The following is a 16,312-nucleotide window of genomic DNA, read 5'->3' as shown; positions in this document are numbered from 1 at the left end:
TCAACTGTTTGCAGTTGGATATCGCCGATCGGCTGCGACCTTGGTTTCCTTGTGCGAATCATTCAGTATTCAAGGCAAACTTTTATTGGCTTCGGTATTAATTCTGGAAGGTCAGGATGCATTTAACAAAAATCCAGGACATCAAAGGGTTCCGAATTTTTAAAGACTTCAGTTGGCCAGATAACCTCGACGACTTTGCTCGTTTCAATCTGATCTACGGCTTGAACGGAAGCGGCAAAACGACTTTGACAAACATTTTCTCGGATCTGGAGCACCGGCGCCCGTCTAGCGCATCGTCACTGCACTTTGAGTTTGGCGATAAAACGGTAGACGGAAAGTTGCCTCAAACCGTGTCAATCCCGCCTGTTCGGGTGTTCAACCGGAATTTTATCGAGCACTCCATCTTCGAAGATCCGGCGCAACAGGAGTTGGCTCCAGTTTTCTACCTTGGTGAGGACTCCATCGAAAAGCAGAAGGAGATCTCAGATTTAAGGTCGAAAGTCGAAACTGTCTTTGAAGATCTTAAGTCGCTCGAGTCTCAAAAATTCGCCAAGCAGAAAGGATTCGACAAATTCTGCAGTGAGGGCGCATCGAACATAAAAAATGCCCTCACGCGACCAGGTGGTAGATTCAATAATTACAATCGGCCAGCTTTTGAAAGCCGAGTAGAAGAGCTGTTGGCCTCTAGCGGTACCCGCTTGAAGGAGACCGAAAGGGGGCAGCTTCTGGGAGTTGCACATGCGCAACTCATGAAAACGGTTGCTAACGTGAAACTGCCTTCGATTAAGTTCATGGAATTGGCTCAAAGGGTCGAGCTTTTGCTGGAAAGGTCTGTAACGGCATCAGTTATCGAGGAGCTTCGCGACAACCCCAAGCTAGGACAGTGGGTTCAAACCGGCTTAAATCTACATCAACACCATTTTCAAACAGACCACTGCCTATTCTGCAACCAGAGCCTTCCAGAAAGTCGCTTGGACGATCTGGAAGCTCATTTCAACGATGAGCTGAATCGATTTCAGGATGAGCTGGACAACCAAATTCAGAGTATCAAGTCTTCGATTAGTTCAATTAATGACTTCGAGCTTCCGGCTGCTGGTTTACTTTATCAACACCTTCAAGCTGACTTCGAAAAAAGCGCGGGACGGTGGAAATCCAGCAAACTGAGTGTTGTTAATTTCCTTAACACACTGGTATCGGCGCTCAAGACAAAGCGTGAAAATCCCTTTAAGCGAATGGAGCTTCGGGATTATCTATTCGCATTCTCGACAGCGGCAAAAGATTCTAACTGGTTACTCAAAACCGCAAGTATAGCTTTGGATGCCTCTCAGAATATCGCAGCACAGTTTGGGCTCGAGGTCATCGACCGGATCAACAATTTAATCGACGAGCACAATCGGCACAGTTCATCATTTGAGCAAGAAGTCCGAGACGCGATGAATCGCCTGGCAGACGACATGGTTCTTTCAGCGCTCGATGAGTACCAACAATACAAGGACGAATTGCGTCAGCTGGATGTCAGCCTTGAGGACAAAAGGAGCGAGCGCGATAGGAAAAAAGCCCGAATGAAGCAGCTCGAAGAGGAGATGCGTCATCATGTAAAAGCTGCAGAGGAATTAAACGAAGAGGTGGCGGCATACCTTGGGCGGCGAGAACTGACATTCGAGGCGTCTGACTCTGGGTATCGTCTATTTCGCCATGGAGAACCGGCTTATCATCTGAGCGAGGGCGAGAAAACTGCTATAGCTTTCATGTATTTTCTGAAAACGCTCGAGGATGAGAGCTTGAATCTTACAGAAGCGATCATCGTGATAGATGATCCAATATCGAGTTTGGATGCAAACTCACTGTATAGCGCTTTCAGTTTCATGAAAACGAAAACATCAGAAGCTGCGCAACTGTTCATTCTCACACATAACTTTCAGCTCTTCCGGTTAGTTCGAAATTGGTTCGACCATATGAACCGCGGAAGGAAGAAAAATGCGCTGAATGCTCACATGTATCTTCTCGAACCAAAATGGGCCGAAGGAAACCGGTCCTCGTCGCTGGTTCCGCTTGACCCTTTACTCGCCAATTACGAATCCGAGTACCATTATCTCTTTAAGCAGATCTGGTCCGTCGCTCAAGATACAGAGGCTGCGCCTCTCGACCAGTATTACGTGCTTCCGAATGTGGGTCGGCGGCTATTGGAAACTTTCTTGAGCTTCAAATTTCCAGGTGGAAAGCCCACTCTTGGTTTGTTGATGTCTAAGGTTGAGTTTGATCCGGCAAAGAAAACTCGCCTGTTGCGTTTTTTACATGTTCATTCCCATCATGATCGTGTTGCTGATCCGGAGCACGACCTCTCAACGCTCAGCGAAGCTCCTCAGGTGTTCTCTGACCTATTGGGGCTTATGCACGCTCTGGATGAAGGACACTACAAAGGTTTGGTGGCGAGCATACAGCAACAGTGATGCTGGGTAAGCAATCGGTTCTATTGATTCCTGCCGTTAGCAGGCTACAGTTTGAGTATTCTTGTCGTAAATAAGGAAGTAACCAATGCCGATAACGGACTACCACGCCAAGTATTTTGCCTACGAACTCACCAGGCAGCGCCGTGGTGGTGACGTTGGTCGTCTGACCCAATCGCTGTTCGATGCCTCAGTAGACCTGAACCCCCACCAGATTGATGCAGCGCTCTTTGCTTTGCAGAACCCCTTGGTAAAAGGTGTGATCCTGGCGGACGAGGTCGGCCTGGGTAAGACCATTGAGGCTGCTCTGGTGCTGGCACAGTACTGGGCAGAACGTAGACGAAGATTGATTGTTGTTTGCCCTGCGGCTTTGCGTAAGCAGTGGGCAAACGAGCTGGCAGAGAAATTTCATCTGCCCTCGCAGGTTCTGGATTCCCGAACCTATAAGGAGTTGCGTAAGCAGGGTGTGGCAGATCCGTTCGACCAGCCCGGTGTTAACGTCATTTCTTACAATTTTGCTGCGAGGATGTCGGAGAAGCTACGGCTTACACCTTGGGACTTGGTTGTGTTCGACGAAGCCCACAAACTTCGTAACGCCCACCGGGAAAGTCACCGTACTGGCCAGGCTATTAAAGAAGCTTTCGGCTCTTGCAACAAGCTGTTACTGACGGCGACGCCTCTACAAAATTCCCTTATGGAACTGTACGGCCTGTCAACAGTCATCGACAGTCAATTGTTTGGTGACGCACTAAGCTTCCGTCGCCAGTACCTTCGCGGTGGAGAAGACCTAGAAGGCCTGAAAGATCGACTTCAGGAGTTCACGAAGCGAACCTTGCGTAAACAGGTTCTGGAGTACATCCGCTACACGCAGCGACGCGCCATCACTATTCCCTTCGCCCCTTCTGAAGATGAACTGCGGCTTTATAACTTAGTGTCAGCCTACCTGCAGCGTGAAAATAGTTACGGTGTCCCCCATCAACAGCGGCACCTGGTCACTCTGGTGGTTAGAAAACTGCTGGCATCCTCTACAAGTGCCATTATCAATACGCTTGAGACGATGATCGATCGGTTGAAAAGGCTGGAGCAAACTCAAGAGGATGAAGACAACTGGCTGGAAAAACTAATCGGTAGCGAGGATGTCGAAGATGACTTCCTTGACGAAGCAGCTGACGGGGAGGGTGATTACCAAGTTGAACAACTGGATGAGCCCATACAGCTGGACCGCCTCCGTGGAGAAATTGCTGAATTACAACAGTATCTGGACCTTGCGCACAGGATCACCGAAGACGCCAAATCTGAGGCGCTACTAAATGCGCTGGAACAGGGTTTCAGCCACATGACGGAGATGGGGGCGGAGCGTAAGGCTGTTATCTTCACCGAAAGCCGCCGAACTCAGGATTACCTGCTCAAGTACCTGGAACGCCACGGCTATCTCGGCAAGGTCGCCACATTTAGTGGTACCAATAATTCCAGCACTACGCAGGCGATTTACAAGCGATGGCTCACGCGTAATGAAGGTTCTGATCAGATTACCGGTAGCCCTGCAGTTGACCGGCGCACAGCGATTATCGATCACTTCAGGGACGATGCAGAAGTACTCATTGCCACCGAGGCTGCAGCAGAGGGCGTTAACCTTCAGTTCTGCAGCCTGGTGGTTAATTATGATCTGCCCTGGAATCCCCAGCGGGTCGAGCAGAGGATCGGGCGCTGCCACCGCTATGGTCAGAAATTTGATGTCGTCGTCATCAACTTTCTCAACCAGAAGAATGAGGCCGATCGGCGGGTTCTTGAACTGCTCAGTGAGAAGTTTCACTTGTTCGATGGCCTGTTTGGCGCGTCAGACGAAGTGCTGGGCCGAATCGAGTCCGGTGTCGACTTCGAGAAGCGCATAGCGGCCATTTACGACACTTGCCGGTCTCAGGCCGAAATCGAACAGGCCTTCAATGATCTTCAAAAGGAGCTGGAAGAAAGCATCAACCGGCGAATGCAAGAGACTCAGGAAAAGCTTCTGGAGCATTTCGATGCCCAAATCCACGACTTGCTGAAGATCCAGCGCGAGAGAGCAGAGCAGCAGCTCGACCGGGTAAGTCGCCTATTCTGGCAGCTCACCAGGCATCAACTCGCCCCCTTCGCCACCTTCGATGAGAAGCGCCTGGCATTTGAGTTGAACGAAAGTCCGTTAACCAAGGTGCCCACCGGTGCATATGAGCTGATTCGAAAGGGCGAGAAACCGTCAGAGCACGCCCACCTGTACCGGTTAAGCCACCCCCTCGGTGAGTACGTTTTGGACACTGGCCGTAGGTTGGAAACACCGGTAACTGAAATGGTTTTCAATCTGACTGGTCACGAGGTGAAACTTTCCGCACTCCAGAATCTGCCGGAAAAATCCGGCTGGCTTGAACTGAATTTGCTTGAGCTGCAAAGCTTTCAGCGCGAGGAACACCTGGTTTTTACCGCAGTCACGGATGACGGACAGCTGCTGGATGAAGAGCAGTGCGAGCTCATTTTTCGGCTGCAGGGCGAGGTGCTGGGCAATGACGCTGGCGGCCCCGATCAGCAATCTGGGCGACAGATAAGTGAAACCGTCACCAGGCAACTGGATGCCCGGCTCAGCCGATTGCTCGACGAGAACAACGAATACTTCCAGCGAGAGCGGACCAAGCTGGAAGCCTGGGCAGACGATCAGTTGTTGAGTGCAGAGCAAAAGCTTGAGGACACGAAAACGCAGATCAAGGAAGCCAAGCGTCAGTCACGGCTGGCAGAGAGTGTTCAAGATCAAAAGCATGCTCAAGAAGAGATTAGGCGTCTAAGCAAGTTGCAGCGCCGGCAGCGACAGGAAATATTCGATGTGGAAGATGAGATAGAAGCCCGCCGAGATGCCTTAATTGATGCGCTGGAGCGCCAGATGCATCAGGGCAGTAGCACCCATCACCTGTTTCGAATTCGATGGCGCCTGGCCTGATTTTTCGTTGCCAGTTCGATTAACAATCTCTCAGGTATTTGTGGGAGAATCCTCCGCATTTCAGACCTGCCAAGTTCGATTTTTTAAACAGGGTACACTATGAGTAACGCGACACAGCAGTTAAAAGCCCAACAACGTCGACAGAAATTTGCCGACCTTCTGCGCGAAATGTTCCAGCTGAATCAGCCGGAACTGGATTTTGGGCTCTATCGCATCATGCACGCCCGTAAAGATGACATTAACCGCTTTATTGAGCAGGACCTGCCGAGAATCACTCAGGAAGCATTCAGCCAATACGCCAGCCAAGATCAGGCTCAGCTGGAAGCCGAACTGGAAGAGCACATCAAGAACGCGAAAGGCTTGGGTATGGACCCAGACGCGATTCCCAAAGTGCAAGAGCTCAAGCAAAAACTGCAGTGTGGATTCGACCTCGCGCGGGAAGAGGGGGAAGTCTACGACGCATTGGTCACCTTCTTTAACCGTTACTACAACGAGGGTGACTTCCTGTCACGCCGGGTATACAAAGATGGAACCTACGCCATTCCCTACCAGGGTGAAGAGGTAGTACTGCACTGGGCCAACAAAGACCAGTACTACATCAAAAGCAGTGAAACCCTGCGGGATTACAGCTTCCGCCTTAACCCGGATGCCGGTCCCGGCGAAGATCCCATGCGCGTTCATTTTAAGCTAGTGGATGCTGAAGCTGGTGCCAAAGACAACAACAAGGAATCCGCTGAAAGTCGCCGGGTCTTCGTGCTGGACGTGGAGGACCCGTTTGAGTTGATAGAAGGCGAAGAAACCGAGCACGGCGAGCATTACACCGACCTGCAATGTCGATTCATGTTCCGGTCGGCGACGGAAAGTGACTGGACGGAAGCCGAGAAAAAGAAGGTGACGGCTGCGGCCCAGAAGAAGCCACCGACACAAGATGCGCTTAGAGCAATTGCTGAACAAAGGCTGCTGGGGGCAGCCTCTGATTTGCCCGAGCCCTGGAAGAGTGCGCTGGCAAAGCCCTACCGTAAAGCCGATGGCAACTTGGCTGATTATTCAATACTGGCTGGGCAACTGAATAACTACACTAAGAAGAATACGTTTGACTATTTTATTCACAAAGATCTTGCCGGCTTTTTGACCAGGGAGCTGGATTTTTACATCAAGAATGAACTCCTCGATTGGGAGGATATTGCCTCTTTAAAAAATGACACGGCAAGACTCGCCCCACTGCTCAGCAAAATTGAAGTGATTCGTTTGCTTGGAGAGAAGATCATCGCTTTCCTTGCGCAGTTGGAGAACTTCCAGAAGAAACTGTGGTTGAAAAAGAAGTTCGTAACCGAAACTAATTACTGTTTGACGCTAGATATACTTGCTGATCATGACGAACTTCTAGCAGAGATCTTTAATAATTGTGATCAATTAAAAGAGTGGGAAGATCTCTATAAAATAGATTTGACGGACCTTCGGGAGTGTTTAGAAAAAGAAGGCCATTCGGGTGTTCTTGATAACCCGAAATACCGGCACCTTATGATCGATACTGCAAAATTTGACCATTTATTTAAACAGAGTTTAATTTGTTCTATTGATGGAATTGATGAGAAGTGTGATGGCGTTGTGGTTAATGCAGAAAACTTTCAAGGCCTTTGTTTTTTGAAGGAGAGATATGAATCAGAAGTTGAGTGTATTTATATAGACCCGCCATATAACACTGATGCGAGTGCCATAATGTATAAAAACGGCTATAAATCCTCAAGCTGGATGTCGTTGATGAATGACCGGCTTCAATTGGCAAGGGATTTGATGTGTCGTGATGGTGTTTTGGCGTCAGCTATAGATGATGAACAACAAAAGGAGCTCGCGTTTCTATTAGAGTCAGTCTTCAGATCGGAGCTCCTGGGGGTGTTCTCTATCCGGTCTAACCCCTCAGGCCGACCGACCAAGACCGGCTACTCTGTTTCGCATGAGTACAACCTTTTTGTAGGAAGGACTGATGAGTCTAATATAAGTAGGCTTCCCCCGACCGATGCTCAGCTGTCAAGATTCAGCGAGAAGGATGAATCCGGAATCTTCGAATGGAGAAATTTGAGAAGGGAAGGCTCGAACTCTGATCGAAACGCAAGGAGAGCACTTTATTATCCAATCTATATAAGAAATGAAAAGGCTTATGTACCAGAAATGTACTGGGAAGATCAGGATAAGTCATGGGTTGTTACTGAAGATCCAAAGCCCACTGATTCAGTTGTTTGGCCGATTAACGACCAGGGGGATGAAAAAACGTGGAGATGGGAGAATTCGAAAGTCGCTTCATCACCAGATCTAATTGGTATTCGAAAGGATCGATCAGGAAAAGACTATGTATATTACAAGAGGCGTCCAAATGATGACGGCGTAGTATCGGTATCTTCTTGGTTTGACGCTAAGTATTCGGCAACTGAGCATGGTTCAGCGTTGATTAAGGATTTATTCGGAAAGATGGCCTTTTCCTACCCAAAATCAATTCATGCGGTTAAGGACACTGTTCATATTTCTGGTGGAAGCAAAAAGGATGCTAAAGTCCTTGACTTCTTTGCCGGCTCAGGAACCACTGGCCATGCAGTCATTGATAAAAATAGGATCGATGGCGGAAATCGTAAATATCTTTTGATCGAGATGGGAGAGCATTTCGATACGGTTATTATTCCTAGGTTGAAAAAGGTTTCGTATTCTGCCCGCTGGAAAGCTGGATTGCCCCAACTTTCGGAAGATGGCACATTCGAATCCATGTCACAGTTCTTCAAATATCTTCGACTTGAAAGCTACGAAGATTCTCTCAACAACTTGTCTCAAACCAAGTCGCCAAATCAACAAAAGATCTTTGGCGAGCTGTCACCGCCTCAGGCGCAAGCTGCCCGAGAAGCGTATTTTTTGAATTACATGCTTGAAGTCGAATCACGGGAATCTAACTCTCTGCTTAATGTTAGGAAATTCCGGGAGCCAAATCATTACGAGCTTAAAGTTTGCGCTTCTAATAGTGATCAAACTCGGTCTATAAATGTCGATTTGTTGGAAACCTTCAACTATCTACTGGGCTTGAAAGTAGAGCATATTGCTGCGCCAATTCACTTCGAGGCTGAGCTGAACCAAGGCGACTACGGCCGCTGGCAGGCCAAGGTTAAGCGCAGTGAAACCGGCAAGTGGTGGTTCCGAACCGTCTACGGCACGAACCGGGCAGGGCAGCAGGTGCTGGTGGTATGGAGAAACCTTCCCTCGGTCATTGATGGCGAGGCCGATGGTATCCAGAAGGACAATGCCGTGCTGGATGCAGTACTGATCGAGAAGCTCTCTATTCGCCTGACCGAGAGCCAAGACGACGAAATCGATGTGTTGTACGTGAACGGTGACCACAACATCAGTATTCCCCGGTCCCGCAAAGGTGAGCCTATGGAGCAGGCGCGTATCCAGCTGATTGAGGAAGCTTTCCATCGGCTGATGTTCGCCGACACTGAAGCGGTTCATTAAGGGGAATACCATGGCAGCACGAAAATCCGCTAAGGGCAGCAAACAGGCTCTGCCATTTCGCCACCACTTGGTGCTCAATCAGTGGTTGTTTTCCCTGTTCGGGTTCGACTCTCTCAGTGGCCAGTTTGATCTGGGAAATCGGGAGGCGCCGACACTCGAGGCGTTTCGCGACCGTTTTCAGCTGATTGGCGAAACCAGCGGCCGTAATGCCGAGGGGGAGCATCTGATCATTCAGAGAATGCGGGAAAACCTCAACGAAAACGCGAAGCTGAGCGATGAGCAACTACTGGAGTACGACCGCCGGATTAAGCAGTTCACAGATACCATCAATAACGCGCGCCTGGCCTCCGTGGAGGAGCCGATTGAATGGAAGTACTTCCAGTACTTGATGCTGCTTTTCACCGAGATTTACCTGGACTATTTGTTCACTAAACCGGATGAGTTGCTGGAGTCGCTCAACCAACAGATTGAGCGTTGGAACGATCACTGGGTTGTGGAGCAGGGGTTTAATCACAAACCGCTGGACTTGCTGAACCCGGAAGATGATCTGTGGCCGCAGCTCAACATGGTGGCCTACTGGAGCGCGACCGGTTCCGGTAAAACCCTGATCATGCACGCTAACATCCTGCAGTATCGCTTCTACCTGCAGCAGTATGGAAAAGCCGGGGATATCAACAAGATTATTCTGCTGACCCCCAACGAGGGGCTTACCCAGCAACACCTGCGTGACCTGGACAAGTCCGGAATCAGGGCCAGTGAGTTCTCTGCCCGTGGTGGCGACCTGTTCGCCCAAGATGTGATTGTCATCGACATCAACAAGCTTCGTGATAGCGAGAAGAAGAAAACGGTTGCGGTCGACTCCTTCGGCTCTCGCAACCTGCTGTTGGTGGACGAAGGCCACCGGGGGACGGCCAGTGGTGGTGGCAGCTGGTACGACTACCGGCAAAAATTGTGTTCGCTGGGATTCTCCTTCGAGTACTCCGCTACGTTTGCCCAGTCAGGCTCCAAACATGAGAACCTGCGCCAGACCTATACCAAGGCCATTCTGTTCGACTACTCGTACCGGCATTTCTACGGGGATGGCTACGGTAAGCAATCTCAGATCCTGAACCTGCAAGCAAATCCCAATGCCCAGGATGAATTTCGATATCTGGTTGCTTCGTTACTGAGTTACTACCAGCAACTGCGGTTGTTTGAAGAGCAAAAGGTCAGCTTCAAGCCCTTCAACCTGGAGAAGCCGCTATGGGTGTTTGTAAGCTCTAAGGTAACGGCAACGCTGTCCAGCGGTGAGGCTTCAGACACCGTTCAGGTGCTAGCGTTTATCGACCTGGTGTTGCACAAGCAGGAAGAGACGATTGCTGCAATTGATTACCTGCTGAAACGTGGCATGGTTGCCAAGGGCGGAACCGATCTGCTGCATGGTCGGTTCAATTACCTAAAAGAGCTGGGTGAGAGTGGGGATGCGCTTTACCACGACCTGCTGGACAGGGTATTCAATAGCAGTGGTGGTCGCCTCCACATTGAAAATATTACCGGTATTCCTGGTGAAATCGCGCTTCGAGCAGGCACGTCAGACACCCCCTTCGGGGTTATCAACGTGGGGGATGATGCAAAGCTGGTCAAACTCTGTGAGAAGCACGACCTATTCACTCAGGATTCTCGCTTTAGCGAAAGCCTTTTCCAAGGCATCAACACCGACAATTCACCCGTCAACCTGCTGTTGGGCTCGAAGAAGTTCACTGAGGGTTGGAGTAGTTGGCGCGTTTCCAATATGACGTTGATGAACGTCGGTAAAAATGAGGGTGCCCAGATCATCCAGCTGTTCGGCCGTGGCGTTCGGTTGAAAGGCTGGAAAACGACACTGAAGCGTTCGGCGGAACTTGCCACTGGATTGAAAGAAGCCGGCATCGAGCGGCCAGACCACATTGGTGTTTTGGAGACCCTGAACATCTTTGGGGTGAAGGCCGATTACATTGCTCAGTTCCGGAAGGAGCTGGAAGACGAAGAGATCCCGGTTAATGAGGGCCTTGAAGAATTCGTGCTACCGCTCAAGCCGATGAAAGATCTGCGCAAGGACCTTCATGTTGTTCGGGTTAAGGAAAGCATCGCCAATAAGGCTATCGGCGGCTCCGGTACGGCGTTTCAGGAACTTGCCGAACAGGTGGTACTGAAGGCGCCACGGGATTTGCAGCTTACTGAGATTGACTACTTTTGCAGTCCACCAAGGGTCAACTTGGACTTCTATCCCCAGGTTGGACTGTTCGCAACCGACAAGAAGGGCGTTCAGAACACCGGGGCCAAGATTCAGCGCCTAAAGCCGACTCACATTGCCCTGTTGGATATGCAGCGCCTTTATTTTGAGTTGCTGGCGTTCAAGAGGGACAAGCGTTGGTCAAACCTGACCATCACCCCGGATGTCGTTGAAAAACTCCTGACTGATAATCGGTACGACTGGTACCGGCTCTATGCCCCGGATGAAGCGATGGAGCTGGGCCGGTTGGAGAAGATGACACTATGGCATGATATGGCGATATCCTTGCTCAGAAAGTACTGTGAGCTGTTCTACGGATTCCGCCGGAAACAGTGGGAAGCGGACAAGCTGGAGTACAGACCGATCACCGAAAATCGGAAGTACCTCCCGGGTGTGAGTGAAGCCACACCAGAAGGCAGCTACATGGTCACTCTTGACCGGGTTCGCCATCAGTCCCTGATTAAACAACTCTCGAACTTGAGGGAGAGTATCGACAAGGGTGATGTGGATACCTGGAATGGCGCGGTTAAAGAAGGACTGGAGTTTATCTGGTGCGAGCGGCACTTCTATCAGCCGCTGCTGGCATCCACCCAGGGGCTGGATTTTCAGGTGACTCCGGTATCCCTCAACAAAGGCGAGGCGGATTTCGTTCGCGACATCCAGGCGGCAACTAAGACTGGGGCTTTTGAAGGCTACGAGGTTTACCTTCTGCGCAACCAGACCGGTCAGGGAGCCGTGGGTGTTTTCGTTGATGGTGGCTTCTACCCGGACTTCATCCTTTGGCTAGTGAAGGGCCAATCCCAGAAAGTAGTTTTCGTCGACCCGAAAGGCCTGCGCCATCATAAACCGGACGATCCCAAAGTTCGCTTCCATGAGACAATCAAGGACATTGAGGCAGACCTTCGCAAGCAGCGTCCGGAAAATGCCGGAATCGAGCTGCATGCGTTCCTAATCTCGGAGACGCATTCGTCTCAGTTGGTGAGTCAGTGGAAGGATACGACGGGCCATGCAGTCACTCGGGAACTCATGGAAAGCTGGAATATACTATTTCGTGAGGAAGATGTTGAGTATGTTAAGAAGCTGGTCAAGGCGGTTACTTGATTGGGACGACGAGTTGGGTGAAAGTTATAGCCAGTGCGTCTTTCACGGACAGTGACTTCAATTAACTACAAGGGAAAAGCATGCACGAACCTCGCATTAAAGAGTCCTGGGGTAAAAGCTTATGTAGACGTACCGTCAGGGTTTGCGAATCTTGGTTCGTGAAGCATATCGCTCGACCGATCCTGTTTCTCTTTCCGCCCATACTGGTGACGACGCTGGCCGTTAGACAGGGGCTACACGCAGACGTGGTCGAGTTTGCTGGTGAATCAGTCGGCAACTTTCTTAACAGCTCAGCCTTAATAATCATTGTCGGAACCTATGTCTATGTAGTACTCATGAAAGCGGCTTATGCTGCTATCCGGTCATACGCCAAACCTGCACGGCAGCTAGAAACCGGAGATCTTTTCGCTTTACTGAAGGCTATTGATATTGTGGTCGGTGATAAAACCAAAAGGTTTAATTCTGAAGCGAAATTGAGAATGAAGGCAGCTGATGTGTGCGGCAGGAAAACATTTCTGCAGATTACCCGGCCAGATCAGCAAATACCGCTGCTTATCGCGGGGATCAGAAGCGTATTCGAGTTCATGGGCTCGAAAAATACAGCATTTAGGGTAGGGCTTATCAAAATTGAAAATGATAAACCCGTAGATTGGTACTCCTTCGATCCAGCATCCTCGCCTCCTCGTACACCTGCAGCAGACCTTAAGGCCCCGACGAGCACAGTGTCACGTTGTATTAAAGCTCGCTCAATAGTAGTTGTGGAGAACATCGGTAAAGAGTTAGCGAAAAAGACAAAGGGTGAGCGTCGCTTTATGAGAGGTAATGTCCAAAATGGGGAGGAAGGAGCTCAACTATGTTACCCAGTCATCCATCCTGCAACTAATAAAATTGAGTACGTGATTACAATTGCCGGCAATAGGTCTCTATGCCTTGTGGAGAAACATTCAGAGCTTTATGCGTGGGTTATTGAGCATTTCTCGGTGCGTATCACATTGGAGCATAGCCTCCTAATTCTTAGGGAGAGAGCACGTGAGTCAGAAGAACGATCAGCAGCCTAAAAAAGTTGTGATTAAGTTCAGTGTTGATTGCTCATCCAGCGAAGCAGCGAAGCAATTACGACGGTCTGAATTTGAAGAGTCTGTAAAAAAAGATTCCGATATGTACGGGAAAAAGAAAAATAATAGCGATTCATAATAGATTTTGTCAGGCTAAATTCGCCCAGTGTGAGAGGGTGAATATGGCGAGTCGCCGGCAAGTTAACGCTATAGCAACGGTTTTTTGCGCCATCTCACAGCTAAGAGATGGCTTTACCACATTCCCTCAAGGGCTTTTTTGCGCAACTCAGGCTTGAGCCGTTTTTAGGCGCACACCTTCTTCAGTCGCCGGTTTTGATCTTCTAGCTCTTTCATGCGTTTGATCATGGAGGTATCCATGCCTTCAAATATGGCTTGCCACTTATAAAAATTGTCAATGTTCATTCCGTGCTCTCGACAGAGTTCCGGCACCGGTATACCGCTCTCGGCTTGTTTCAAAATTGCCATAATCTGGTTGTCTGGAAAACGTGACTTCTTCATGCAGAATCTCCCTGGGGGTAGCTTACGAAAAATTCTACTTTTGATCGCCGCTGTTTTTCGGGGGAATTACACCGGTAGACAAGTTATTTTGATGTATCTGATTCATTGGCAAGATAGGGGCTCGATGCTCATCTGACTGACACAGCGGCCACGTTTTTCCGTCACCATTAGGTAGGTACGACTATCAATTTTGTACCGGTTTGGCTGAGGGTAGGTTCATGATCCCGTGCTTCGGGTGAGCCGCATAAGCGTAGCGAGACTAATAGCTTTGAGCATTTGAAGTGATCAACGGTAGAGCACCTTGCAGACTAAAGCGGCGGGTGTAGTTTTGATAGCAAATCATGAACAAAAGGCGGGAAAATGGATCGGTTAATTTATATGATTTTGGGAGCTGGGATCGGTCTCATGATCAGTCCTTTAGCCGCTTTTGTCGGGGCTGTTGTAGGTATACTGTCCAAGGACTGGTGCAGTGTTCAAACAGCGGTAGAGTTGTTGCCGACCAACTCCGACATGGAACTCGATGAAGATGAAGAGTGGTTGCTGACCAATCCTTCCAGTCCATTATTAGACGATTCGTCGATGAGCAACTCAAATAGCTCATTGGATAATGACAATTTCGGCCTGGAGATTAACCCAGCAAATGGCTTGCCGATGGTCGACCAAGCGATTGATGTTGCTGGAAACCCATACGGTATGGACAACTAACTAGAGCGTAGAGAAGTGTACGTGCGATTTCCGTCACCAGAATTGTGACATAAATGGGAGGCTGTTGTAGGTTGCGGGTAGCGCTAGCCGATTACACAGCGTTAGGGGCCTCACTTAACCATGGTCGCACAGTATCGTATGGCTCGATTACGATCGCCTCGGTCGGTCCAAAAAAAGGGAAGGCAGAGGAATCGTTCGGGCAACATTTTGAGAAATCTGATGTGATCTTGGCGAGTTCCGGAATGTGTGATCAAGGCCCGTCGTCTGAGTACTTGCAAATGCTCCGGGATGATCCGAGAAATACAATTATCTGGGCGGGCTCTCTTGGAAGGCTCTGAGCAAGGTGCGGAAGTTGTCGATTTATTGTCTCATTATTCGGGGCATGGTGATCAGCAAAAACATTTGGACAATATTTTCGAACTTGGTGGCTATAAGGGCAGGCAGGGGGGGGGACAACTGTTTTCATCAATCACGGAGAGCCTGGTAGCAAAGAGACGTTCAGAGCAAAGATCATGGAGCGAAACAGGGAAAAAAGACCTGGGCAGAGGAAAGTTGCCAAGGCTCTGATTGCTAATGATGATTGGTTTGATCTTGATGCAGGCGATTATGCGCAAGACACCCGGTCTCTGACCAAGCAGGAACTACAAGAGGAAATTGAGCGATTGCAGAAACTGCTTCAAACCGCGTAGCGGAAAATAGCATTGGCATGATGCCGAAATACCCTCCCTCTGGTGCCGATTGTAGCCCCTGTCTGACGAAGCCTTGAGCGATATTAAGTAAAGGACCTATTTCGTGTGAACCGCTGGTGTACCTGTGGGTTCACTGGTGCAAAAAGTAGGTCATTCGGATGAATTGATCAGTGTACCGTGAGTGAACCTGTAGGTTCACAGCATTACTCATGATGAGCGCAGTTGATGAGCAGGATACCGCCAGTGAACCCACAGGTTCATTGGCGTACCTAGCCTAGCCTTATTTGGTTGAGCTCGAAAAAGCAGTGGCAACCCGCCATTTTCAGGACTTGCGAAGCTGCTTCAGTTATCTCAGAATCATGTCAGACGTCTGTCCGCGACGCATAGCGGAATAGAGCTAGCTGGGCCTCGAACAGCTGCGGCCATGCCATCGAACTAGATGGTAAGCCGCCTGCCAATCGGCAGTACCGCAAAGACTCACACCATTGAGTCACTTCAGACCGCTGTACCGGACCTCCCGGTTTCAATCTCTCAGTAGGGATTTGATGATCCCTCCGGAGAGTTTCCGTTCAGTTTTTTTGCCGCATGCATGCGTTTTGTCGCAATGCTGTTGCAAACCAACCTCGACGTTGATTTTTAGACTCGACTTGGCCGTACGTGGAATAGTTCTGGCTGATTTATAAGGCCACCACTGGGGTATCGTCACTCGTTCTGCTGTTTTTTTTAAAAAAATCATTTCACACAGAGACAGGTTAGAACGATGTAATGCTAGGCCGCGCTACGCGCGGTATTAGCCGCCAACTTCGGTGGACGAAACTGGACGAAAACGTGGCTTCAGGCCAAATTTTCTCAGTTTTAACCACCCTTTCTATTGCTCGAGCCGCGCCATCTGGAGCGCGGGGCTCAATGCCTACGCCGGGGCTGTGCCACCCAATGTCCTATTACGACAGGGACGGTACCGCGAGCGACTTACTGTCAATGGCCATTTATTTTGACCCACCTTTGGCCAATAAAATTGACCCACCTTTCATAGTCTAGTTTGTGGTTTTCTGCTTCAGTCGATAGCTTTCTCCTCCCAGCATAAAGATGTG

Annotated in this window: 8 protein-coding genes and 1 pseudogene; 8 read left to right on the top strand and 1 reads right to left on the bottom strand. The window is 49.6% G+C overall.

Features of this window, described 5'->3' with window-relative positions:
• Positions 1–116 precede the first annotated feature (116 nt).
• The 5 genes from CDH47_RS12315 (at position 117) to CDH47_RS12295 (ending at position 13,311) form a co-directional block, all read left to right on the top strand.
• Positions 117–2,450: an AAA family ATPase gene (locus CDH47_RS12315; protein WP_100640210.1), complete on the top strand. Its 2,334-nt coding sequence runs from the start codon at positions 117–119 to the stop codon at positions 2,448–2,450.
• An 85-nt stretch (positions 2,451–2,535) separates the two neighbouring features.
• The gene (locus tag CDH47_RS12310) at positions 2,536–5,409 is read left to right on the top strand and encodes an SNF2-related protein (protein ID WP_100640209.1); all 2,874 of its coding nucleotides are present in this window, start codon (positions 2,536–2,538) and stop codon (positions 5,407–5,409) included.
• Between the two features lie 99 nt (positions 5,410–5,508).
• The gene (locus CDH47_RS12305; RefSeq protein WP_100640208.1) at positions 5,509–8,901 is read left to right on the top strand and encodes a site-specific DNA-methyltransferase; all 3,393 of its coding nucleotides are present in this window, start codon (positions 5,509–5,511) and stop codon (positions 8,899–8,901) included.
• Between the two features lie 10 nt (positions 8,902–8,911).
• Entirely contained in the window at positions 8,912–12,253 is a 3,342-nt protein-coding gene (locus CDH47_RS12300; RefSeq protein ID WP_100640207.1) for a DEAD/DEAH box helicase family protein, read from the top strand.
• Between the two features lie 80 nt (positions 12,254–12,333).
• Positions 12,334–13,311, top strand: a complete 978-nt coding sequence (locus tag CDH47_RS12295; protein ID WP_100640206.1) for a hypothetical protein — start codon at positions 12,334–12,336, stop codon at positions 13,309–13,311.
• 166 nt (positions 13,312–13,477) lie between these two features.
• Here the strand turns inward: CDH47_RS12295 and CDH47_RS12290 are convergent.
• Positions 13,478–13,827 (bottom strand): annotated as a pseudogene (locus CDH47_RS12290) (transposase); the annotation flags it as partial.
• Positions 13,828–14,187: 360 nt separating this feature from the next.
• On the opposite strand from CDH47_RS12290, the gene CDH47_RS12285 reads away from it, so the two are divergent.
• The 3 genes from CDH47_RS12285 (at position 14,188) to CDH47_RS17530 (ending at position 15,221) form a co-directional block, all read left to right on the top strand.
• A complete protein-coding gene (locus CDH47_RS12285; protein WP_100640204.1) occupies positions 14,188–14,532 on the top strand; it encodes a hypothetical protein in 345 nt (114 codons plus the stop codon).
• Positions 14,533–14,585: 53 nt separating this feature from the next.
• Positions 14,586–14,870 carry a hypothetical protein gene (locus CDH47_RS17850; RefSeq protein WP_100640203.1) on the top strand — a complete coding sequence of 95 codons (285 nt, stop codon included), beginning with the start codon at positions 14,586–14,588 and terminating at the stop codon, positions 14,868–14,870.
• Positions 14,871–15,044: 174 nt separating this feature from the next.
• Complete coding sequence (locus tag CDH47_RS17530; RefSeq protein ID WP_161494490.1) at positions 15,045–15,221, top strand: hypothetical protein; 177 nt, start codon at positions 15,045–15,047, stop codon at positions 15,219–15,221.
• Positions 15,222–16,312: the final 1,091 nt, after the last annotated feature.

It is taken from the genome of Marinobacter salexigens (genome assembly GCF_002806945.1).
GTDB lineage: Bacteria > Pseudomonadota > Gammaproteobacteria > Pseudomonadales > Oleiphilaceae > Marinobacter > Marinobacter salexigens.
The sequence above is the reverse complement of the archived record's forward strand: the minus strand, read 5'-3'. Positions and strand labels throughout refer to the sequence as shown.